The organism is Saccharomonospora amisosensis (assembly GCF_011761185.1).
GTDB classification, from domain to species: domain Bacteria; phylum Actinomycetota; class Actinomycetes; order Mycobacteriales; family Pseudonocardiaceae; genus Saccharomonospora_A; species Saccharomonospora_A amisosensis.
Map to the genome: position 1 here is coordinate 4,203,432 of NZ_JAAOYM010000001.1, position 22,067 is coordinate 4,225,498.

The 22,067-nt window shown below is 67.7% G+C and carries 23 protein-coding genes; 11 read left to right on the plus strand and 12 right to left on the minus strand.

From position 1 onward, the window contains the following. The first annotated feature begins 175 nt into the window (after positions 1-175). A complete protein-coding gene (locus FHU38_RS20365) occupies positions 176-1,039 on the plus strand; it encodes a phosphoribosylaminoimidazolesuccinocarboxamide synthase (protein WP_167173785.1) in 864 nt (287 codons plus the stop codon). Between the two features lie 3 nt (positions 1,040-1,042). Here FHU38_RS20365 and FHU38_RS20370 read toward each other — a convergent pair whose 3' ends face one another. Both FHU38_RS20370 and FHU38_RS20375 read right to left on the minus strand, forming a co-directional pair. Further along, on the minus strand, positions 1,043-1,336 hold the full coding sequence (locus FHU38_RS20370) for a DUF3040 domain-containing protein (protein WP_167173788.1): 294 nt from the start codon (positions 1,334-1,336) through the stop codon (positions 1,043-1,045). Between the two features lie 169 nt (positions 1,337-1,505). Further along, a complete protein-coding gene (locus tag FHU38_RS20375) occupies positions 1,506-2,081 on the minus strand; it encodes a copper chaperone PCu(A)C (RefSeq protein ID WP_208415758.1) in 576 nt (191 codons plus the stop codon). 37 nt (positions 2,082-2,118) lie between these two features. Between FHU38_RS20375 and qcrA the strand changes: the two genes are divergently transcribed. Both qcrA and FHU38_RS20385 read left to right on the plus strand, forming a co-directional pair. Then, positions 2,119-3,219 carry a cytochrome bc1 complex Rieske iron-sulfur subunit gene (gene qcrA, locus FHU38_RS20380; RefSeq protein ID WP_167173792.1) on the plus strand — a complete coding sequence of 367 codons (1,101 nt, stop codon included), beginning with the start codon at positions 2,119-2,121 and terminating at the stop codon, positions 3,217-3,219. Then, the gene (locus FHU38_RS20385) at positions 3,216-4,307 is read left to right on the plus strand and encodes an AI-2E family transporter (RefSeq protein ID WP_167173794.1); all 1,092 of its coding nucleotides are present in this window, start codon (positions 3,216-3,218) and stop codon (positions 4,305-4,307) included. Before qcrA ends, FHU38_RS20385 begins: the two co-directional genes overlap by 4 nt. A gap of 6 nt (positions 4,308-4,313) precedes the next feature. On the opposite strand, the gene FHU38_RS20390 is transcribed toward FHU38_RS20385, so the two are convergent. After that, entirely contained in the window at positions 4,314-4,775 is a 462-nt protein-coding gene (locus tag FHU38_RS20390) for a hypothetical protein (RefSeq protein ID WP_167173796.1), read from the minus strand. A 186-nt stretch (positions 4,776-4,961) separates the two neighbouring features. On the opposite strand from FHU38_RS20390, the gene FHU38_RS20395 reads away from it, so the two are divergent. Then, positions 4,962-5,732 carry an acetate uptake transporter family protein gene (locus FHU38_RS20395; protein WP_167173798.1) on the plus strand — a complete coding sequence of 257 codons (771 nt, stop codon included), beginning with the start codon at positions 4,962-4,964 and terminating at the stop codon, positions 5,730-5,732. Between the two features lie 235 nt (positions 5,733-5,967). On the opposite strand, the gene FHU38_RS20400 is transcribed toward FHU38_RS20395, so the two are convergent. From FHU38_RS20400 to FHU38_RS20415, 4 genes are read right to left on the minus strand one after another with little or no spacing between them, the layout of a single operon-like run. Then, positions 5,968-6,348 (minus strand): general stress protein, encoded by a 381-nt coding sequence (locus FHU38_RS20400; protein WP_243852302.1) that lies wholly within the window; start codon positions 6,346-6,348, stop codon positions 5,968-5,970. Further along, positions 6,345-7,268, minus strand: coding sequence for a universal stress protein (locus tag FHU38_RS20405; RefSeq protein ID WP_167173800.1), 924 nt, complete (start codon positions 7,266-7,268; stop codon positions 6,345-6,347). Before FHU38_RS20405 ends, FHU38_RS20400 begins: the two co-directional genes overlap by 4 nt. Continuing rightward, positions 7,265-7,819, minus strand: coding sequence for an SPW repeat protein (locus tag FHU38_RS20410; RefSeq protein WP_167173802.1), 555 nt, complete (start codon positions 7,817-7,819; stop codon positions 7,265-7,267). The genes FHU38_RS20405 and FHU38_RS20410 overlap by 4 nt, the downstream gene beginning before the upstream one ends. A gap of 10 nt (positions 7,820-7,829) precedes the next feature. After that, the gene (locus FHU38_RS20415) at positions 7,830-8,168 is read right to left on the minus strand and encodes a hypothetical protein (RefSeq protein ID WP_167173804.1); all 339 of its coding nucleotides are present in this window, start codon (positions 8,166-8,168) and stop codon (positions 7,830-7,832) included. Positions 8,169-8,329: 161 nt separating this feature from the next. Here FHU38_RS20415 and FHU38_RS20420 point away from each other — a divergent pair, with 161 nt between their 5' ends. Both FHU38_RS20420 and FHU38_RS20425 read left to right on the plus strand, forming a co-directional pair. Beyond that, entirely contained in the window at positions 8,330-9,325 is a 996-nt protein-coding gene (locus tag FHU38_RS20420; protein WP_313886841.1) for a S1C family serine protease, read from the plus strand. An 11-nt stretch (positions 9,326-9,336) separates the two neighbouring features. Next, positions 9,337-9,900, plus strand: coding sequence for a hemerythrin domain-containing protein (locus tag FHU38_RS20425; protein ID WP_167173806.1), 564 nt, complete (start codon positions 9,337-9,339; stop codon positions 9,898-9,900). 69 nt (positions 9,901-9,969) lie between these two features. Here the strand turns inward: FHU38_RS20425 and FHU38_RS20430 are convergent, their stop codons facing one another. Together FHU38_RS20430 and FHU38_RS20435 are read right to left on the minus strand one after the other, a co-directional pair. Next, the gene (locus FHU38_RS20430; protein ID WP_167173808.1) at positions 9,970-10,794 is read right to left on the minus strand and encodes an SAM-dependent methyltransferase; all 825 of its coding nucleotides are present in this window, start codon (positions 10,792-10,794) and stop codon (positions 9,970-9,972) included. 122 nt (positions 10,795-10,916) lie between these two features. Continuing rightward, positions 10,917-11,549, minus strand: coding sequence for a YHS domain-containing protein (locus FHU38_RS20435; RefSeq protein ID WP_167173810.1), 633 nt, complete (start codon positions 11,547-11,549; stop codon positions 10,917-10,919). 183 nt (positions 11,550-11,732) lie between these two features. On the opposite strand from FHU38_RS20435, the gene FHU38_RS20440 reads away from it, so the two are divergent. The 4 genes from FHU38_RS20440 (at position 11,733) to FHU38_RS20455 (ending at position 15,327) form a co-directional block, all read left to right on the plus strand. Continuing rightward, positions 11,733-12,878, plus strand: a complete 1,146-nt coding sequence (locus tag FHU38_RS20440) for a sensor histidine kinase (RefSeq protein WP_167173812.1) — start codon at positions 11,733-11,735, stop codon at positions 12,876-12,878. After that, on the plus strand, positions 12,875-13,537 hold the full coding sequence (locus FHU38_RS20445) for a response regulator (RefSeq protein WP_167173814.1): 663 nt from the start codon (positions 12,875-12,877) through the stop codon (positions 13,535-13,537). The genes FHU38_RS20440 and FHU38_RS20445 overlap by 4 nt, the downstream gene beginning before the upstream one ends. Positions 13,538-13,691: 154 nt before the next feature. Then, positions 13,692-14,294 (plus strand): TetR/AcrR family transcriptional regulator C-terminal domain-containing protein, encoded by a 603-nt coding sequence (locus FHU38_RS20450; protein WP_313886842.1) that lies wholly within the window; start codon positions 13,692-13,694, stop codon positions 14,292-14,294. A gap of 91 nt (positions 14,295-14,385) precedes the next feature. Next, positions 14,386-15,327 (plus strand): pseudouridine synthase, encoded by a 942-nt coding sequence (locus FHU38_RS20455; protein WP_167173818.1) that lies wholly within the window; start codon positions 14,386-14,388, stop codon positions 15,325-15,327. Between the two features lie 409 nt (positions 15,328-15,736). On the opposite strand, the gene FHU38_RS20460 is transcribed toward FHU38_RS20455, so the two are convergent. From FHU38_RS20460 to FHU38_RS20470, 3 genes are all read right to left on the minus strand, one after another. After that, the gene (locus FHU38_RS20460) at positions 15,737-18,220 is read right to left on the minus strand and encodes a DNA gyrase/topoisomerase IV subunit A (RefSeq protein ID WP_167173820.1); all 2,484 of its coding nucleotides are present in this window, start codon (positions 18,218-18,220) and stop codon (positions 15,737-15,739) included. A 22-nt stretch (positions 18,221-18,242) separates the two neighbouring features. Then, positions 18,243-20,327, minus strand: a complete 2,085-nt coding sequence (locus FHU38_RS20465; RefSeq protein WP_208415760.1) for a DNA gyrase/topoisomerase IV subunit B — start codon at positions 20,325-20,327, stop codon at positions 18,243-18,245. Between the two features lie 136 nt (positions 20,328-20,463). Beyond that, positions 20,464-21,495: a DNA polymerase IV gene (locus tag FHU38_RS20470; RefSeq protein ID WP_167173824.1), complete on the minus strand. Its 1,032-nt coding sequence runs from the start codon at positions 21,493-21,495 to the stop codon at positions 20,464-20,466. A gap of 141 nt (positions 21,496-21,636) precedes the next feature. Here FHU38_RS20470 and FHU38_RS20475 point away from each other — a divergent pair, with 141 nt between their 5' ends. Beyond that, entirely contained in the window at positions 21,637-22,056 is a 420-nt protein-coding gene (locus tag FHU38_RS20475) for a CBS domain-containing protein (protein WP_167173826.1), read from the plus strand. Positions 22,057-22,067 lie beyond the last annotated feature (11 nt).

Genomic DNA, 22,067 nt, shown 5'->3' on the forward strand with positions numbered 1-22,067 from the left:
GTTCGGACGGCGTTTTCCCTGGCAGCAAAGGCAATCGCGAGACAGTGCGTCACGCCGCGCTACGCCGCGTCCGTCCACAATGATGTATCACACTACGAACGCGTACGGTCACGCGACGCCCGCGCGGCGGACACCCGACAGCGCGACCACTGACCAGCGGCAACGGGGGCCAGCTATGACCGCCATCTACGATGACCACGTGAAGCACCTGCACGCCGGCAAGGTCCGGGACGTCTACGAAGACAGGGGCGATCTGCTGCTGGTCGCCTCCGACCGGATCTCCGTCTACGATGTGACGCTGCCCACACCGATCCCGGAGAAGGGCGCGTTGCTGACACAGCTTTCCGTGTGGTGGTTCGAAAGGTTGCGCGACCTCGTGCCGAACCACCTGATCTCGGCAACCGACGTCCCCGCCGAGTTCTCCGGACGCGCCGTGCGGTGCAGGCCGCTGAAGATGGTGAAGGTCGAGTGCATAGCCCGCGGCTACCTCAGCGGGTCCGGTCTACTGGAGTACCGGCGCAAGGGCTCGGTTTCCGGGGTACCGCTGCCCACCGGCCTCCAGGAAGGCAGCAAACTGCCGGAGCCGATCTTCACCCCCACCACCAAGGCCGACGCCGGGCACGACGAGCCCATCACCTTCGAAGACGTAGCCGCGATGGAGGGCCGCGAGACCGCCACCATGCTGCGCGACCTCACCCTGCGCATCTATCGCGAGGGTGCCGAACACGCCGCGAGCCGAGGCATCCTGGTGGCCGACACGAAGCTGGAGTTCGGTTGGTCCGACGACGGCACGCTCACGCTGGGCGACGAAGTGCTCACCTCGGACTCGTCACGGTTCTGGCCCGCCGATCAATGGCAACCGGGCAAACCGCAGTTCGCCTTCGACAAGCAGTACGTACGCGACTGGGCCTCGGCAACCGGCTGGGACAAGACACCACCTGGCCCAGCCATCCCCGACGAAATCGTCGAGGCAACCCGCAAACGCTATATCGAAGCTTACGAACGCATCACCGGAATGAGCTGGCCGCGGCAACGGTGACCGCTATTCCAACCGGCGATACCGCGTCGGCATCCCGTCGCTGAAGTGGGTGACGTGCAAGCACGCGGCGACCGCGAGCATTACCGCACCGAAGAAGATCAGCCCGAAGTTCAGGGTCACCGCGCCGAGCACGACCAGGCCGATCGCCAGCGCGTCCATGCCGAGACGAGCCAGGCGCGAGCGTAGATTCGTCCTCGGTGGCGAGCCCTGGCCGAGTGCCCTGGCGAGGTGCGGGTCGTCGAGCTCGAACCACTGCTGGATCCGCTCGAGCTCCTGCCGTTCGTGGTGGCTCAACATGGCGGGCTCCTGCACTCACTAGTTGATCGTTCCGCGTGCCATCCGTTCCGGGAGTCGTACGCTCCCGCCGTCATCGGTCGAAGGGGTCTCGCCTGTCAGGCGGACCGCATGGCATGGCAACTGCCCGGCCATACCATGGGGCTACCCCGCGGGTGCGACGACAAACGAGTCAGCCGTGGCGGCAGCCCAGCGGCGGCAGTGTCGCTTCTTCGCCGGTCAGCACCGTGGCGGGCACCGCGATACTGCCCGCTTCCTCGAACTCGAACACCAGTGGCACCGTGGTCCCTGACCGGAGTTCTTCCTTGAGCCCCTCCATCTCGAGGAAGTACACGGTTCCGGCGAACGGCGGATCGCCCATCGGGTCTGGCACGGTCCCTTCGGCCCTGACCGGAATGGCGGACGAAGGCTCGGCGGTGCCGTCGCAGTCCTGGTCCCACATCAGTCGCACCTCGGTCGCGACCTCCGCCTCGACGGACTTCAACTCGTCGGGCTGCGACGCCTGGTTGAACACCGTGAACCGCACGACCGCGCTTTCGTGCGGCTTGTAGCTGTCGCCCTCAGGTGGCGGGTCCACGAGGACGTTGCTCAACTGGATCGCCTCGGCGGTGGCATTGGCTCCCACCGGGCTGCTCTCAATCTCCGGCTGGTCCGCACAACCGACCAGGGCCACGGGAAGCACCGAGCTGGCGATAACCGCCCAGGTACGCCACTGGTTTCGATTCACCGCCAGCGGATACCCGGCCACGGGCTATGTCATCCGTGTCATCCGTCATGGAGGAGTGATGGCCGACGGGCAGGACGAGCGGCGAAGTGAACTCCTGCGGCAGGGGGCGGAGGCCGACGGGGTCGAACTCGTCGAATACGAGAGCAGACATCGCCCCGGCACGTCCGCCGAACGCCGGGCGCGCAGGCCCGTGCTGCTGTTCTGGGCGCTCGCGGCCGTCACCGGGGCGGCGGCCATCACCCACTACATCGCCTGGCCGTGGCGATACGAGCCGCCGGAGGAACCCGGTCATGTGCTGTACCGGGCCTACACGCCGCTGCTTGGGCTGTGGCTGGGCCTTTCCCTCATCGGCGTGTTCGGCGCCTTGATCAACTACGTCAGGCGAGTGCTGCCCAAAGAGACAGCCGTACAGCAACGTCATCCGACCGGTCCGTCGAGCGAGGAGGACCAGGAGGTCTTCGTCGCCACCGTCGGGGACGCGGCCGACAACGTCGGGGTTCGCAGGCGCTCGGTATTCGGTCGCGCCATGGGCATCGGCGCAGGGGTGGCGGGCGCCAGCGTCGCGGTGATCGGTGTGGGCGGGTTCGTGGAGAGCCCCTGGCAGCCGGGGCCGCGACGCGGTGAGGCCGACACGCTGTGGCACACCGGCTGGTATCCCGAGGACGGGGAGAAGGTCTACCTGCGCACCGAGACAACGGACCCCGAGCAGGTGGAACTGGTTCGCCCCGGCGATATCGACCCCGGTGGGCTGGTGGCCGTTTACCCGTTTCGGGAGTCGGAGCGTGGCAACCCGCAGCAGCTGAAGGAAGTGTTGAGTCGCGCCGACAACCCTGCGACACTGTTTCGCTTCCGACCGGGCGAGCGCGTGGAGTACCGCCCCGACCGGGCCGGGATGAACTACGGCGACTACTACGTCTTCTCCCGCATCTGCACTCACCTCGGGTGCGCGGTGAACCTGTGGGAGAAGCGGGTCAACCGGCTGCTTTGCCCGTGTCACCAGTCGCAGTTCGACCTCAACCAGCACGCGAAGCCCATCTTCGGCCCCGCGACACGGCCGCTGCCGCAACTGCCCATCGCCGTCGACGAGTCGGGCTTCTTCTACGCCAGGGGTGACTTCACTGGGCCGGTCGGGCCCACCTTCTGGGAATTGCCGAAATGACCGAGCCCCGCGTGCGGCTCACGTCGGGCCTGCTGCGGCGCGCGGCGATCGTCTCCGCCCAATTCCTGCTGGTGGTCGTGGCCCTGTGGGCGCTGACCGCCATCGTCAAACACCTCAGCTACGTGGTGATCCCGGTGCTGGTCGCGCTGCTGCTCACAGCGCTGCTCGAACCGATCGTCTCCTGGCTGGTGCGCCACCGCTGGCCCCGGAGCCTCGCGGTGCTCGCTGCGCTCATCGTCGGACTGGTTGTGGTGGGCGGCATCGTGACGTTCATGGTGCTGTCGATCGTGGACGCCTACGACGAGCTTCGGCTACGGGTCCTCGAAAGCGTCGCGCAACTACAGAACTGGCTCAACGAAAGCCCCTTCCAGGCCAGCGGTGGCCTGCTCGACCGGGTCCAGCAGTGGTTGTCGGGCAACCAACAGGCCGTGATCTCGCAGGCCGTCGGTGCGTTCAGCACCATCAGCGCCTTCGTGGTCGGCCTGGTGGTCGCCATCGTGTTGTTCGTGATGTTCCTCTACGACGCACCCAAGCTGTGGTCGTTCATGCTGCTGCCGTGGCGGCCGCGCACCAGGGAGATCGTGGACGACGCGGGGCGAAGGGCCTATCGCGGCGTCGTCCTTTACGTTCGGGTCACCGCCCTCGTCGCGTTCATCGACGCGCTCGGCATCGGTATCGGACTGGCCATCGTCGGGGTGCCTCTCACCGTGCCACTCGCGGCCCTGGTGTTTCTCGGCGGCTTCGTGCCCTACGTCGGTGCAGTGGCGTCCGGGGTGCTCGCGGTGGTCGTGACGCTGGTCAGCAACGGTTTCGTGGCTGCGCTCATCATCACCGGAGTGGTGCTCGGTGTTCAGCAGCTCGAGGGTCAGGTACTGCAACCGGTGTTGCAGGGCAACTTCTCGCGTCTGCACCCGGCAGTCGTGCTGGTCGCGCTGATCATCGGTGGCGCCGAGGGTGGCATCGCGGGCATCCTGTTCGCCGTTCCGGTGCTGGCGGCTGCGAAGGGCGCGGTGCTGGCCATCGCCGAACACAGGCAGGAGCCGGATGCCGGAGAGGCCGGCACCGGGGAGACTGCCCAGCAGGAGTAATCAGCGCTACGCGAGGTCGCGCGCCTCTTCCACCCGCCGCGCGATGCCCATCTCCAGTGCGTTCACCAGCAGGTAGGTCACCGAGGCGGCGAAGGAACCCACGAACCACGAGGGCGTGGCGGGCAGCAGTACGCCGCAAAGCGCCGCGGCCCCGACGGCGAGCGAGATCGAGAGCACCCCGAGCGAACTGCCCAGCGCCACCACGTTGGACTTCTCGTCCCCGCCCAGCGAGCGACGGAACAGCCGGGTGGCGAGCGTTTCGACGACGAGGAAGCTGGTCACGGCGCCGAAGACGAAGAGGAAGATCTGCAGCGGTGAGGGAGCGGTGTTCACGGCCGAGAGCATGGAAAGTGAGCAGGTGACCGTCACCGTGAAACCGTAGGCACCCGAGTTGTTCCGCAGGGACATGCGGATCTCTCGGGTGTACAGCCCTATCGGGTTGTTGTCACCGGACCGCTCGCTTGGCATTCCTTCCCGTCCCTCCTGCACGCCAGAACAGCAGGCCTGAACCGGTGTACCCCGCATCCCTCGGTGACAACACGGAGCGCTCGAATCACGAACGGGCAACGAGTCGACCAACCGGTGTTCACACCGTTGCCGCCGGGTACGACCCCAACGGGTCCTGACGCACACCGCACCCAAGGAGGTGACCCAGTGACCCAGCAACCGACGACACACAGCGCGAGAGCCGCCGACGGTCACGGCCAAGCCGCGGACGGAAACGAGTTCACGTTCTGGCGTGAACACACGCAGATCACCCTCAGTCCGGTCGCGGCGCCGTCGATTCTCGGCCTCTACGGCTTGGCCGCGGCGACCTTCATCGTCGCGGCCAACCTCGCAGGCTGGTACGGCAACGAAGCCACGCCCGTGGTACTCGCGCCGTTCGTGTTCACCTTCGGCGGGATCGCCCAGTTCCTTGCCGGGATGTGGGCATACCGGGCGAGGGACGCACTCGCCACCGGAGTACACGGCGCGTGGGGTTCCTTCTGGATCGCATACGGCCTTTACTACTTCTTCGTGGCCTTCGGGGTGCTGCCGGGGTTCACCGAGAGCCCCATAGCGGCGGGTGGATTCGGCTTCTGGTTCATCGCGTTGGCGGCAATCACCTGGGTCGGCTCCGTGGCGGCTGCGGTGGAGAACCTCGCCGTCTCGGCGGTCCTGCTCACCCTCGCGGCAGGTGCCACCCTGCTGGCGATCGGTCTGCTGGGCGAGTTCTCCGGTCTCCAGACCGCCGCAGGTTGGGTGCTGGTCGCCTCGGCTGTGCTCGCGTGGTACACGGCAAGCGCCATGGTGCTCGAGGCCACCTTCAAGCGGGTGGTCCTGCCGATGGGCAAGCGAGCAGCCGAGCCGAACAAGCCCGGCGAGGAGCCGAAGCGCACGATCCAGTATCAGGTGGGCGAGCCTGGCGTGAAGGCAGGCCAGTAACAGCGATCGCGAAACACCGCGGCGCCCCGGACCATTGTGGAGGTCCGGGGCGCCGCCGTTTCGGAGTTCGGTGGGCACCTGTCATGCCTGTTCGTTCGCACCGCCCTCGCCGGGTCGGCGCTCACCAACACCGGGTGCGCCAGGAGCGTTCAGCATCTGCTGAGCCCTGTCAGCCACGTCGGCGTCAGCGAGCAACTGGTAGGACTCTGCCCGGAAACGCGGGACCGAACTGAAGTCACGCCTGCCTCCGGTGCCTGCGTGCTTCGCGATGCCGAGCAGAGCACCCAGCACCCCGCCGATGACGGCACCGAACAGCGCACAGCAGCAGGTCGGCGATCAGCGGCGCCACCCAGCCGAACAGGCCGAACAACCAACCGAACAACGCGCCGACGACGGCGCCGTTCGCCGCTCCCTTGCCCGCGGCGGACCAGTACGTGTAGCGACCGGTGATCTGCTCGACCATGTCGAGTCCCCTGCCGACGATCACGGTGCGCTGTACCGGAAACTCGTTGTCGGACAGGTAGTCCACCGCCCGCTCGGCCTCCTCGTAGGAGTGGTACGTGGCCACGGCACGCTGCGGGGTCGTTTCCGCCCGTGTGTTGTGCGGTGTGCTCATGACGTGTCCTCCTCGTGTGCGTCATGTGTTTCGCGGAGCACGGCGACGGGACAGGGCGCGTGGTAGAGCACGGCGTGACTCACCGAGCCGAGCAATGCCCTGCCCAGCGCTCCCCTGCCGTGGCTGCCGACTACAACAAGGGCGGCTCCCTCGGCCCGGTCCAGCAGCGCGCCCGCGGCCGGTTCCGTCACCGGCTCCCAGTCCACCGGCGTGCCTGCGTGTCGGCCACGGAGCGCCTCCACCCGTTTGCGAGCGAGTTCCTGCGTCGTGTTGTCCACGTGATCCAGCCCGACCTGGCCGGGCGGCGCGGTCGCGAACACGTCGAGTGGCCAGTCCGACCAGGCATGTACCGCCCTTACGCCGACACCGTGCCGCTCGGCGAAATCGACGGCGAACTCCAATGCCCTTTCACTTGTACCCGCACCATCCACACCGACCACTACCGGTGCGCCTTCGGGCGGCGGTTCGCCCCTGACCACAACCAGCGGGTGCCGCAGCGTCCTGGCCAGCTCGGCGGCTGTGGAGCCGAGCAGCACTCTGGCCACCGCGCCCCGGCCCGAAGCCCCGAGCACCACCAGCACCGGATCGAGCTCCTCGGCGAGCTTGGGCACGGTGTCCTCCGGTCGACCGTCCGGCATCGTGGTGTGCACGGTTATCTCCGGTGCCAGCCTGCGGGCCTCCTGCTCAACGTCGGCCAGCTGGTCGGCGGCGAACTCACGCACGGTGTCCTCGCCGTAGGCGCTCGTACTCGTCGCGCCCGGGCCGACGAGGGGCATGGCCCACTCGAAGGACTGCACGACGATCAGTGGCTTGCCTCGTGCACGCGCCTCGTTCGCGGCCCAGCGGACCGCCGACATCGACCCTTCCGAGCCGTCGAAGCACGCCAGCACGGCGTGCCGAGGCAGTTCGGGCTCGGTCATTGGCGCTCACCTTCACCTTCCCGTCGCGTGCTCTCAGCCCCACGCCAGCGCAGGCTCAACACCAGGCTGACCACCGTGAGTCCGATGACGACCGCCCCGACCACCACGTCGTTCGCCGTGGCACCCGCGACGTCGCCACCTCGGTAGCCCAGCACGTAGGGCGCCGCGATCAGCCAGCCTCCGACAAGAAGAGTCAGCCAACCCGCCCACAAGGTGCTGAACGGCGACACCGCCCTGGTCGCGCCGAGGACGACGAACACGAGGCCTGCCCCTACGTCGTTCCACACCGCGTTTATCCCTGCCGCGGTGCCGGGGTGCTCGATCAGGAACGGCAAAACCAGCAGCCACACGCCGCTGAGGAACACCATGGCGCTGGGGAATCCAGCCAGCACGTCACGAAACGGCACAGGCCGGGACGGTCGCTGGTAGCGGTCCGCGGGAACCGCGGACGGGTTGGTGTGCGGCGGCCGCATCCCCTTCCACGGTCCGTACTGCTCCTCGGGAACCATGGGTGGGCGAGACTGCTCGCCTGTCCTGCGTCGCGGATTCACGATGGCCTCCTCACAGCGGATCGGCCCGCAGCACGGTCATCGGTGTGCCCTGCATACACGTCGTCGCCGCGCCGGGCCGTAGCTTGCCGCGCACGAGGTACCGCTTGCCCACCTCCACCTGCGGTGCGTCGAGCAGCAGGTACTCGCGTCCCGGCGTGATCAGCAGCAGGCATCCTGGCTCGACACCGGTCTGCACGATGCCGCGCACAAGCACCTCCTCGCCCTCCGACGGTGAGGCAGGCGGCGGAGAAGTCGTGAGCTCGCCGGATTCACTTGGTGGATTCGCCTCACCCCCACAAGCGCCCACCAGGGCGAACGCGGCCACAATCAAGGTGACTGCCGCTCGCACAGCCGACTCCTCTCCGCTTGCGGTCGTGCCGGGCAACCGTTGGGTTCCCTGCGGACCTTCCTGGCAACCACGCCTTTGTCCGTTCGTGACCGCGTGCGGATTCGCCGACAGCCAGGCTGGGTAGCCATCCGCCGTGCCTTCCCGACTGAGCGTGTTGAACCGTGGCCACGGCCGTATTGTTCGTCGCGGGCTGCACCGGCGAGCAGCAGGACACTCCGGGCCAGTCGGTGGGCGAACCCGGCAACAGCGCGCAGGCCCCCGAGGACTCCGGCTACGCCGACCTGGTGGAGCGCGTGGAACCCAGTGTGGTCACCGTGCGTACCTCCGCCGACGGCATCGGCAGCGGTGTTGTGTTGCGCGACAACATCGTTATCACGAACCAGCACGTGGTCACCGATCAACGCCAGGTCACCCTCACCTACGCCGACGGAACCGAGTCGGGCGCGACCGTGCTCGCGACCGACCGGGTCACCGATCTCGCGGTGCTGCGCACCGAGCGCGGTGGCCTGCCCGTACCCGAGTTCCGCGAGCAGCTACCGCGGCCGGGCGAGCGAGCGGTCGCCATCGGCAGTCCACTCGGCTTCGAAAACTCGGTCACCGCGGGCATCGTGTCCGGGCTGCACCGAGAGATTCCCGGATCGGCGGCACAGAGCCGGTCGCTGGTGGATCTGATTCAGACCGACGCCTCGATCTCCCCCGGCAACTCCGGCGGCGCGCTGCTGGACGCCGAGGGGCGCGTCATAGGCATCAACGAGGCCTACATCCCGCCGAGCGCGGGCGCGGTGTCGCTCGGCTTCGCCATCCCCACGTCGACGGTGCTCGACACGACAGCCGAACTACTCGAAGACGGCACGGCCACGCACCCCTACCTCGGGCTGTCGCTGGGCAGGCTCACCGAGTCGATCAGGCAACAACTCGGTATCCAGACCAGGGAGGGCGCCCTCGTCGTTGGCGTTGAGCGGGGCAGCCCCGCGGCGGACGCGGGCCTGCGACGAGGCGATGTGCTGGTGCGCTTCGGCGACGCAGGCATCGGCAGCGTCGAAGAGCTGCTGACGGCGCTTCGCCGCAGCGAACCCGGCCAGCGGGTGCCGGTCGAGTACGTGCGCGACAACCAGCGGCAGCAAACCACCATCACCATCGGTTCCCGGGAGGGATGAAGGGAGAGGTCATGAGCACGGCGGAACGCGAGGACCTGATCGGCGTGATCGTGCGGGACCACAGGGACGTGGAACAGGTGTTCTCCGAACTAGAGGACCGCACCGCCGACCCGAAGCGGCGCAGGGAGCTGGCCGACCACGTGATCGCCGAACTCGTCCGCCACTCGGTCGCCGAGGAGCAGTACCTGTATCCCGCGGCACGCAAGCACCTTTCCAACGGTGACGAGATCGCCGATCACGAGATCGAGGAGCACTCCCAGGCCGAACTCCTGATGAAACAGCTGGAGGGTCTCGACGCGACGGACCCGAAGTTCGACCAGCTACTCGGCAACCTCATGGACTCGATCCGGCACCATGTGGAAGACGAGGAAACCGACCTGCTTCCCAAGCTCGAGTCCGTGATGGACGAACAAGAGCTGGTGTCGCTTGGGCGGAAAGTGACGAAGGCGAAGCGAACCGCACCCACCCGGCCGCACCCGCAGGCGCCGGACAAGCCACCTGCGAACCGAATCCTCGCGCCGGGCGCCGGAATGATCGACAGGATGCGCGACAAGCTCGAGGGCAGGCGGACCTGACCCCAGCGCCGCGCCTGGATCGCCGAGGCCGGGCCCCGGAACCGCCGGGCCCGGCCTCGGGCTTTCGCCTCACGGCTTGCGGGCGACACCGCCTGTCATAAACCGCACGCCGACGGTCGTCGCGTCGGTGACGATCTCGTCCGGCCGCCACAACGGAAGCGGCACCAGCCCGGGGCTCAGCAGTTCGAGGCCGTCGAAGAACCGAGCCAGCTCCTCAGCTGTGCGCACCCTGCCCGTGCCGAGTTGGGACAGCAGCACCCGTTCCAACTCCTCGCTCTCGGGTGAGTCGCCGAGCCTGGTGAAGTTGGTGATGAAGAAGAACGAGCCGGACGGCACGGCCTCGCGCAACGCGGTGACGATTCCCTGCGGGTCCTCCTCATCCAGGATGTGGTGCAGAATCCCGCACAGCATGACGCACACCGGCTTCTCGAAGTCGATCATCGCCCGCACCTGGGGGTGATCGAGGACCTCGCGGGGCTTGCGGATGTCGGCCGTCACCACGGTGGTGTTCTCGTTGTCCTGCAGGATCGCCCTGCCGGTCGCGAGCACGATCGGGTCGATGTCGACGTAGACGACCCGCGCCTCGGGGTTGGCCTCCTGAGCCACCTCGTGGGTGTTGCGCACCGTGGGCAGTCCGGAACCGAGGTCGAGGAACTGCGTGATGCCCTCCTCGGTGGCGAGGTAGCGCACAACGCGATGCAGGATCGCTCTGTTGTGCAGGGCGATCTCCTTGAGCTCCGGCATGACGGCAAGGCTTGCCTCGGCGACCTGCCTGTCGATGGCGTAGTTGTCCTTGCCGTCCAGCATCACGTCGTAGACGCGGGCCGCGGTCGGAACACCATCGTCCAGTACGACGATCTCCGAATCGTTGTTGTCGGCGTTGTCTGTGGACATGCGGGTCGAGCTCCCCTCGAGCAAGGTTGGAAACCTCCGACATCGTATCCACCTCGCCACTGTGGGTCATCCAGCCGGGTTACCACCAGCCCACCCGCACGTTTCGCACCGGCCTTCGCACGTCAGGCAGCGTCCGGATGCTCCTCGACGAACACCTCGCGGCAACCCCTACTACAGAAGGCGTACCTGACGCCCCCGTGCTCGGCCGTTCCCGCCGCGTGCTGCCACGGCACCGTCATGCCGCAAACCGGGTCGAAGCCCTTCTCCGGAGGCAGGTCGCTCGGCGGCTTCGGTGACTCGCGGTGCGACTTGGTGATGAGCTTGACGATGTCGTTGCCACTCAGCGGCTTACCGAACGCTCCAATAGAACCGTCCGCGACACCCACCACGTGAATCCATGCGTGCGGCTCCTCGTACAGCCGCTCGCCGCCGTCGATCTCGGCGAGAATGCCGGTCATGGTTTTGATCAGGTGTGCGCTGGTTTCCTGCAGCCACGCGTGCGGCACGGTCGCGCGCACGACGAACCTCGACGGCTGCCCCTCACCGATGCGTTGTCCAGCTACGAACCACGCATCCGCTTCGTGGAAGGCGAGTTGAAACAACCCTCGCGCCGCCCGCAGCACTTCCTCCGGCGCGGCTGCCTCGGCGCCGTCCTCGCCCTGACCGGTCATCTGCTCGATGAACCGGGTGTTGATTCGCTCCCGCTGCCGCTCGGTAAGTGAACCGCTGGTGGTCAAGACCTCGACGAACATCATGATGTGCTCCCTTGTTCCGAGTCGAACTGTCACCAATGCTGCTCGCCGACATGACCTGCCCGCGTCGCGCAGGCGAAGGCTTCCCGACCACGCCGGGCGCAGAAGTGCGACCCAGCCACTACGCCGGGGGAAGTACGCCGCTCGGCCAACGACCCGCGGCCGGAATCGGGCTAGTGTTCGGCTATGGACCCGATCCGGGGTCGGCGGTCCGACCTGCTCGATGCCGCGCTCGCCGTGGGCGTCACCGCGCTGGTCCTGGCGGACGCGCTGCTGGGGCAGGCACGACTGGCACCACTGGACTACGCACTGCTGTTCACCGGTTCGCTGGTGATCGCCGTGCGGGCACGCTTCCCGCGCACCGTGTTACTGGTGAGCTTGGTGCTGGGACTGGCGTACCTGTCACGCGTGGAACCGGGTGCCATCGCCGGCGTGCCGGTGCTGATCGCGATTTACACCGCCGTCAGCGTCGGGCACCGAGTGTGGGGTATCGCGGTCGTGGTGCCGCTGATGGTGTTCTCCGTGCTGGACAACCTCGCCGCCGAGGGCGGCACGTTCACGGCAGCGGCGATCCAGGACGCCATCCTGCCGGTGGGCTGGTTCTTCGCCGCGCTGGTGCTCGGTGAGGTCACCCGGCATCGCCGGGCCTACCTGCGGCAGGCTGAGCAACGGGCTGACGAGGCGCTGCGAACCCGGGAGGAGGTGGCTCGCCGCCGCGCGGAGGAGGAACGCGTGCGTATCGCCCGCGAGCTGCACGACTCGCTCACCCACCAGATCTCGATCATCAAGTTGCAGGCGGGTGTCGCCATACACCTGGCGAGAAAACGCGGCGAGGACATCCCAGAGGCGCTGCTCGCGATACAGCACGCCAGCGCAGAGGCGAGCAAGGAGCTGCGGGCGACACTGGAAGTACTGCGCGACGACGTGATCACTGGCGGCACCCACGGCCTCGCGGCCCTGCCCGCACTCGTCGAGCAGGCCGCCGCCGCGGGCGTCACGGCGAAGGTGTCCATCGACGGCCACACCAGTGAACTGCCCTCCGATGTCGACACGGCCGCATATCGCATCGTGCAGGAAGCGCTCACCAACGTCGCCCGCCACGCGGGCTCCGGCGAGGCATCGGTGAAGGTTGGGTTCGGTGCCAAGGAACTCATCCTCCGAATCGACGACAACGGGTCCGCGGACCCGCGCGAACCGCCGGTGCCCGGTGTCGGCCTGCTCGGCATGCGCGAACGCGTGACTGCCCTGGGCGGGCGGTTGAGCGCGGGTGCTCGCCCCGGCGGCGGGTTCACCGTGGAGGCCGCGCTGCCGTTGGAAGGAAAGCTCGCGTGATTCGAGTCGTGCTGGTGGACGACCAGGCGCTGATCAGGGGCGGGTTCCGCGCGCTGCTCGACGCGGAGGACGGCATCGAGGTCGTCGGCGAGGCCGCCGACGGCAGAGCCGGATTCGACCTCGTCACGGCCACTCTGCCGGACGTCGCCCTCGTCGACATCCAGATGCCCGTGCTCGACGGGATCGAGCTGACCAGACTCATCGCGGCCGACGAACGGCTCGACGGGGTTCATGTGGTGATCCTGACCAACTACGGCTTCGACGAGTACGTGTTCAACGCACTCAGGGCGGGAGCGGGCGGGTTCCTGGTCAAGGACATCGACCCCGACGACCTGCTGCACGCCGTCCGCGTCGCGGCCAGGGGTGACTCGTTGTTGGCTCCTTCCGTGACCCGCAGGTTGATCAGTGAGTTCGTGTCCAGACCACCGTCGGGCTCGTCGGCGAGGACCCTCGACGTACTGACCAACCGGGAGCGGGAGGTCGTCGCCCTCGTGGCGCGCGGCCTTTCCAACGTCGAGATCGCCGAACACATGGTGATCAGCCCTACGACGGCGAAGACCCATGTCAGCAGGGCGATGGTGAAACTGCACGCGCGTGACCGCGCACAGTTGGTGGTGCTTGCCTACGAATCCGGGCTCGTCACGCCCCGCAACGTGTGATCGGCGTTCGCGGATCTTTCCGCGAAGCTGTTCGGAAACGGGAAGAACACACTAGGTTGGAGTGATGGCCGACAGCGAATTACCACCCGAGGTGGCGGTACGTTCTCGACCCTCTCGGGGCGGGGGCGAGGCGCCGCTGACTCGGGAACGGATCGTGAACGAGGCGGTGGCGCTGCTGGACGAGGAAGGGTCCGCTGGGCTGACCATGCGCAAGCTCGCCCAACGCCTGCGACACGGGCCGACGACGCTGTACTGGCATGTCCAGACCAAAGACGACGTGCTCGATCTCGCGCTGGACGCGATCTTCGCCGAGGTGGTACTCCCGCCGGAGAGTCAGGACTGGCGCGCCGACCTGGTGGCGCTGCTCACCCAGTGGCGGGCGGTAATGGTTCGCCACCCGTGGTCGGCGACCATGGTGGAGCGGCCCATGCTCGGCCCGAACGTATTGGCACGAACCGAGTTCTTGCACCGGGCGGTGCTGCGGGCGGGGCTGCTCGGCCCGCGACTGATCACCGCCGTGCACGGGCTGGCCAACTACGTGATCGGCTCGGCACTTTCCGAATCGCAGTGGAGGCTGCGGGGCGACAACGCGCGGGACTCCGCCGCCGCCTACCTGTGGACCGAGCGCGAGCGGTACCCCACGCTCGTGGAACAGGGCTACCTGACCGAACACGACTGGGACGCCAGCTTCACGGAAGGGCTTGGCTACCTGCTCGATGGCATGCAGGGTCGGGCACGTCGCGAGGGCCAGGCGTAACCAGCTCTGTCCCGTTAGGACTCCTCGCACGGGTCTCGACGCGAGGCGGACCCGGTGCGCGCGGCGCGCGTGCCCGGCTAGAGTGCGGGACATGAGACGTCCGAAGTCGCCCCTGCCGCAGCGCCACGGGCTCGACGCGGCCCGGCTGCGGCTGCCCGCGGCCGGGCCGTGGGCGACCGTGCGTGACCACCTCGTAGACCGGCTGCCACGACTGGAGCCGCACCGTATCGACGAGATGCTGCGGCAGGAGCGCATCGTCGGACTCGATGGCCCGATCACCCAACGCACTCCGTTCCAGCCGAACGCGCTGATCTGGTTTCATCGCGACCTGCCCGCCGAGGTGCCCGTGCCGTTCGACATCGGCATCGTGCACCGCGATGACGATCTGGTCGTCGTGGACAAGCCGCACTTCATGGCCACCATTCCACGAGGGCAGCACGTGCTGGAGACCGCGCTGGTGCGGCTGCGTCGCGACCTCGGGCTGCCAGAGCTGAGCCCGGCACATCGGCTGGATCGGGGTACCGCGGGCTTGGTCATGTTCGTCACCCGCAGGCAGCTACGGGCTCCGTACCAGAACCTGTTCCGCGATCGGGCCGTCCGCAAGGAGTACGAGGCGATCGCGCCGTACAACCCCGCTGTCGAGCTGCCGGTGACGGTACGAAGCCGCATCGTCAAGGAGCGCGGGGTCCTGAAGGCGATGGAGGTCCCGGGCGACTTCAACGCCGAGACGCGGGTCGAACTCGTGGAGCATCGTGACGGGCTCGGCCGCTACCGGCTGCTGCCCGCGACCGGCAGGACACACCAGCTACGCGTGCACATGAACTCGCTGGGGTTGCCCATCCTCGGCGACACCTTCTATCCGGAGCTGACCGAAACCACTCTCGGCGACTTCACCCGCCCGCTGCAACTGCTCGCCAAGGTGCTCGAGTTCACCGACCCGGTCTCGGGCCTACCCCGCCGGTTCGAAAGCCTGTCGACGCTGCGCGCGTGGGACGACTACGCCGCCTGGGCTGCCGGACCCACCTCACCCTGACTACCCGCGAGTCCCCCGCACACATCCGCGAGTCCCCGCACCCGCGCGGAGGTGTTCTCCAAGCGCGAGTAGCAGACTGCCCGCCCCGAGACCGTGACCACGGACTTGCCGCAGCCGACGTTCGTGGCAGGCGGACGTGGGACGCGACCGAGGTGCGGTAACAGGCGGGCTGTCGGTCTGTGTCCCACCTCCCGGAACTGCTGTCGGCCGGTTACCAGTTCGCCGACACTTTCGCCCCACTGCACGTCCGATACCGATCTCCCGCGGAAACCGGTGAGTCCTGCGCTCCCGTCGCGAGGTACCTAGATCACCAGCGCCGACCGAAGCGCGAACTCGCAGGCGAGAACGCAGAACTCGCAGGCGAGAACGCAGAACTCGCAGGCGAGAACGGGGGACTCGCGGCGGGGCGTCAGCCGCGCTCGATGAGGTGGCCGACCACGTCCGGGCCCGGGTGGGCGGAGCCGGAACCGTCCCTGCGGTTGTCCACCTCCGGGAGTTCGACCGGGTCGCCGTTCTTCATCGCGCCGGCGGGCCGGGGCCCGATCCAGGCCACGGCAAGCCCCGCCTCGCCCTTGAGGAAGCGCTGTGCCCGCACCCCACCGGTCGCGCGGCCCTTGGCCGGGTATTCCGCCAACGGCGTCACCTTCACGCTCGAACCGGTCGCCGTCACCACCATCGGTTCACCGTGCTCGGCATCGTCGGTGCGTACCGCGCCGAAGAACACCGCCTCCGCGTCGGCGGGCAGGTTGATTCCCGCCACACCTCCGCTTCGCAGGCCCTGCGGGCGCACCAGCGAAGCCGCAAATCGCAGCAGCGAGGCCTGCGACGACACGAACGTCAGCGTCTCATGGCCGTCGGTCAGCCACGTGGCACCCACCACCTCGTCGCCGTCCTTGAGGGTGATCACGTCGAACTCGTCGGCGCGCACCGGCCACTCCGGGGCACACACCTTCACAACACCGCGCCGGGTGCCGAGCGCCAGGCCCGGCGAGGATTCGGCCTGTTCGCCCAGTGGCGCCAGTCCGACTACCCGCTCCCCCTTGTCCAGCGGGACGAGTTCCGGTGCGGCCACCCCACCCCGCAGGGAGACGGTGCCCGCCTGCTCCGGCAGCACCGGCAGCGGCAACACTTCGGTCTTGAACGCCCTGCCCTTGCTGGTGACCAGCAGGACTTGGCCTCGAGCCGTCGTGTGCACCACGGCGGCGACCGCGTCGTGCCTGGCGCGACCGCTTCGGCGCCGACCTTCGGTCACCTCCTCGGACTCGGCCGCCGTCCTGGCAACCAACCCGGTGGCGGACAGGATCACCTGGCACGGATCGTCGGCGACCTCGAGCGGCCCCGCGGGCTTGGACGCCGCCAGCACCTCTTTCAGGTCACCGTCGATGAGCGCGGTGCGCCGCTCGGTCGGGAAGTCCTTGGCAACCTTCGCCAACTCCTTCGACACCACCTTCTTCAGCACCGCGTCGTCCTCGAGGATCGTGGTGAGTTCGGCGATCTCCTGGCGGAGCCGCTCCTGCTCCTCCTCCAGTTCGAGCTTGTCGTACTTGGTGAGCCTGCGAAGCGGCGTGTCCAGGATGTAGGTGGCCTGGATCTCCGACAGCTTGAAGCGCTTCATCAGGCCCTCCTTGGCGGCCTGCGCGTTCTCGCTGCCTCGGATGAGCCGGATGACCTTGTCGATGTCGAGCAACGCCTTGAGCAGGCCCTCGACCAGGTGCAACCGCTCCTCCCGCTTGCGGCGGCGGTACCTGGTCCTGCGCGTGACCACCTCGTAGCGGTGCGCGAGAAACACCTCGAGCAACTGCTTGAGGCCCAGTGTCTGGGGCTGCCCGTCAACGAGCACGAGGTTGTTGATCCCGAACGACTGCTCCAGCGGCGTGAGCCGGTACAGGTCGGCAAGCAACGCCTGCGGGTTGACCCCGACCTTGCACTCGATCACCAGCCGGGTGCCGTTCTCGCGGTCGGTGAGGTCCTTCACGTCGGCGATGCCGGTCAGCCGCTTGGACTTGTTGACCTCGTCGGTGATGCGCTCGATCACCTTCTCCGGCCCGACGCCGTAGGGCAGCTCGGTGACCGTGATGCCCTGTCTGCGGCTGCCCTCGATGGGGCCGGTCTCCACCTTCGCGCGCATCCGGACAACACCCCGCCCGGTCTCGTAAGCCCTGCGGACCTCGTCCAGGCCGAGCAACTGGCCGCCGGTTGGCAGGTCAGGGCCGGGGACGAACTCCATCAGCTTGTCCAGTGAGGCGCCAGGGTGGTTGATGAGCCATCGCGCCGCCGCGATCACCTCACCGAGGTTGTGCGGGATCATGTTGGTCGCCATCCCGACGGCGATTCCCGAGGTGCCGTTCACCAGCAGGTTCGGAAACGCGGCAGGCAGCACGGAAGGCTCGGCCAGCGAACCGTCATAGTTCGGCCGATAGTCCACTGTGTCCTCGCCGAGTTCACCGACGAGCAGCATCGCCTCCGGCGACATCCGCGCCTCGGTGTACCTCGACGCGGCGGGGCCGTCGTCGGGGCTTCCGAAGTTGCCGTGCCCGTCCACGAGCGGCACGTTCATCGAGAAATCCTGCGCCAGCCGCACCATGGCGTCGTAGATGGCGCTGTCGCCGTGCGGGTGGTAGCGACCCATCACGTCACCGACCACTCGCGACGACTTCACGTACGCGTGGTTGGGCCGGTAACCGTTCTCGTGCATCGAGAACAGGATTCGGCGGTGCACCGGTTTCAACCCGTCCCGCGCGTCGGGCAGCGCGCGCGAGTGGATGACCGAGTACGCGTATTCCAGGTAGGAGTCCTCGATCTCGGTCTTGACCGGGTTGTCGAAGACCCGCGCGCCCGCGTGGTCGAAGGCCGCCGGGTCGACCCTGGTCATCGTGCTCTTACGCCGTGCCATGGTGTGTGTGCTCCTGTGCTTCTCAGATGTCGATGGCGGCCTGGTCAACCCGCTCGGCGGAAGCGACGAGCCAGTTGCGCCTCGGCTCCACCTTCTCGCCCATGAGCAGCTCGAGTGCCGCCTCGGCGGCATCGACGTCGTCGAGGGTGATGCGGCGAACGGCCCTGGTGGCCGGGTTCATGGTGGTTTCCCACAGCTCGTCGGCGTCCATCTCGCCGAGTCCCTTGAACCGGGGCACCGGCTTGACCACCTGCTTGCCCGCCTTCTCCAACTCGGAGACCTTGGCCTCCATCTCCCGCTCGGTGAAGGTGTAGTGGGTCTGCTGGTTCCGGCCCTTCGTCACGATCTTGTGCAACGGCGGCATCGCCGCGTAGAGCCTGCCCTCCTCGATCACCGGCCGCATGTACCTTGCGAACAGGGTGATCAGCAGGGTTCGGATGTGAGAACCGTCGACGTCGGCGTCGGCCATCAGGATGACCCTGCCGTAGCGCATCGTCGACACGTCGAACGTCCTGCCCGTGCCCGCCCCGAGCACCTGCACGATCGAGGCGATCTCGGCGTTCTTCAACGCGTCACCGAGCCCGGCCTTCTGCACGTTGAGAATCTTGCCGCGCAACGGGAGCAGCGCCTGGTACTCCGAGACCCGCGCCATCCGCGCCGAACCGAGCGCGCTGTCACCCTCCACGAGAAACAGTTCGCTGCGCGCCACTCCCGTCGTGCGGCAGTCCACGAGCTTGGGCGGCATGGCCGCGCCCTCGAGCGCGGTCTTGCGCCGTGCGGCGTCCTTCTGCTGTTTCTGCGCGATGCGGACCCGCGAGGCATCGACGATCTTCTGTAGCACCGTCTTGGCCTCGGATTTGGTCCTGCGGTTCTCCGTCCACGCCTTGATGTGTTTCTCGACGATTCCCTGGATCACTTTGGTGATCCCCGCGGTAGACAGCTCGTCCTTGGTCTGGGAAGTGAACTGCGGCTCGGGAATCCGCACATGGATGACCGCGGTCATCCCCTCGCAGATGTCGTCAAGGGTCGGCGGGTCCTCCTTCGGCTTGAGCAGGCCGCGCGTCTTGGAGATCGCGTCGTGCACCGCCCGCACCAGGGCACGCTCGAATCCCTTGCGATGTGTGCCACCGTGCACGTTGCGGATCGTGTTGGTGAAGCACTCCACCGTGCGCTCGTAGCCGGTTCCCCAGCGCAACGCCACCTCCACCTCGGCCTTGCGCTCTACATTGGACTTCATGACGCCGTTCTCGTCGGCGGCGTTCTCCTTGTAGGTACCCTCACCATTCACCAGCAGGATGCCCGAGACGGGCTTGTCCCCCGCGGGTGCGAGGAACTCGACCATGTCGGCGAGCCCGTTCGGGAAGTGGAACGTCTCCTCGTTGATGGTGGCGTCGGTGGCGGTGCGCAGCACGTAGGTGAGGCCGGGCACGAGAAACGCGGTGTGCCTCAGCTTGGTACGCACGGTTTCCAGATCCAGCGCAGCGCCCGACTCGAAGTACCGGGAGTCGTGCCAGTACCGGATGGTGGTGCCGGTGGACTCGCCGCGCTTCATCTTGCGCACCAGCCGCAGGCCGGACTGCCGCGTGAAGCGCGCTTTCGGGCCAGGCCCGTCGAAGACACCGGGCACCCCGCGCGCGAACGACATCTCGTGTACCTTGCCGCCCTGCTTGACCGTCACGTCGAAGCGCAGCGACAACGCGTTGACCGCGGATGCTCCGACGCCGTGCAGGCCGCCGGACGTCTTGTAGCCGGACCCACCGAACTTCCCGCCCGCGTGCAGCCGCGTCAACACCAGTTCGACGCCGGAAAGGCCCGACTTGCCGTGCACGCCGGTGGGGATGCCCCTTCCGTCGTCCTCGACCTCCACGCTGCCGTCGGCGTGCAAGGTCACGACAACCCTGCTGGCGTGACCCGCGACCCCTTCGTCGGTGGAGTTGTCCACGATCTCGGTGAAGAGGTGGTTGACGCCCCGGCTGTCGGTGGACCCGATGTACATACCGGGTCGCTTGCGGACCGCTTCCAAACCCTCGAGGTGGGTCAGGTCGTCGGCCCCGTAGAGGGTCTCGGCCGAAGCAGTCACAGGGTCGCTCGCTCCCAGAATCGTCATCTGCCCAGTGGTGGCGCTGGCGCGCGGCGCGCGGTTCTACACGCGGCCAACGAACCAGCGTAGTGCAGGGTATAGGGCTCACCTGACATTTCGACGGTCGCCGTCCGCGCGACGCGCGGGTGAGCTGTGACCGGATTCACGCCTTGCCGAACTCCGCTCGCACTCCAAGCAGCCGGACGGGTCGATCCAGCTGGAAGCGGCCGAACACCTCCATCGCGGCACGCTCGATCATCGCGCTGTCGTTGGTGGGCTCCGGCAGTGTCACGCTGCGTGTCGTGGTGATAAACGGTGCGAAGCGGACCTTGACCGCCACGCGTGCAGCGGGCCTGCCCTCCAGTTCCGCGTCCTTGGCGACCCGCCCGGCAAGCGCCAGCAGGTGCTCACGCAGTTCCTCGCGATCACTGATGTCGTACTGGAACGTCGTTTCCCTGCTGCGCGAACGCGGCTCATGCCCGGTCGCGGTCACTTCGCGATCGCCTGCTCCGTGCGCCAGCGCACGCAGGTACGGCCCCATGGTGGGGCCGAACCGTGTCGCCAGCTCGCCCGGATCGGCCGCCGCGAGCGCGGCCACCGTGGTGATCCCCAGCTCGGCGAGTTTGGCCGTGGTCTTCACGCCGACGCCCCACAGTGCGTCCGGCGATCGGTGTGCCATCACCGCTGTCCAGTTGTGCCTGGTCAGCCGATAGGTGCCCGCAGGCTTGGCGAAGCCGGTCGCGAGCTTGGCGCGGTGTTTGTTGTCGCCGATCCCCACCGAGCACGCCAGCCCGGTCTCCTCGGCCACGGCGCTTCGCACCGATTCCGCCAGCGCTTCGGGGTCTTCGGTGCGCACGCCGAGGAACGCCTCGTCCCAGCCCAGCACCTCAACCACGACCGGGAACCGGCGCAGCACCGCCATGACCCGCTCTGAAACTTCCTGGTAGGCGGGCGGGTCGGAGGGCAGAAACACCGCGTCGGGACACCGCTTGGCCGCCGTGCGCAGCGGCATGCCCGAGTGGACGCCGAACTCCCTGGCCTCGTAGGAGGCGGTGGCGACGACGGCGCGCCGCGTGGTCTCTCCCGTGCCACCGACGATCACCGGCTTTCCCCGCAGTTCGGGATGCCTCGCGATCTCGACCGCCGCGATGAACTGGTCGAGATCCACGTGCAGTACCCAGTCCGTTATGGACACAGCGGACACCTCCGCAGTATGCGCCGCGATCGCCCGGCGCGGCCAGTGGCCGACGCCGGAAAGAGAAGACGAATAGGCACCCGAGCTGCGGGGGTACCCCCTCCGTGAACGAACGACGAGCGAACAACAGGAGTGATCGAAATGGCCCAGCTGGTACGTGAGGTCATGACGGCGCAGCCGGTGACGATGCCGAGCGACACGCCGGTGCGGGATGCCGCGCGCAAGATGCGCGACAACGACATCGGTGACGTGCTGGTGGTCGACAACGGCGAGCTGCGTGGCATCGCCACCGACCGTGACATCGTGGTGCGTGCTCTCGCCGACCGCGACGACCTTTCCACCGTCCGTATCGGCGAAGTATGCAGCGAGCGACTGGTGACGGCCACACCAAACGAGGAAGTCGACAACGCTATCGCCAGGATGCGCGAGCACGCCGTGCGGCGGGTCCCGGTCGTCGATGGTGGCAAGGCGGTGGGGATCCTCTCCATCGGCGACGCGGCGATGGAGAAGGACCCCGGGTCGGCGCTCGGCGACATCAGCGCCGCCAGCGGTAACCGCTGATCGGGCTGGTA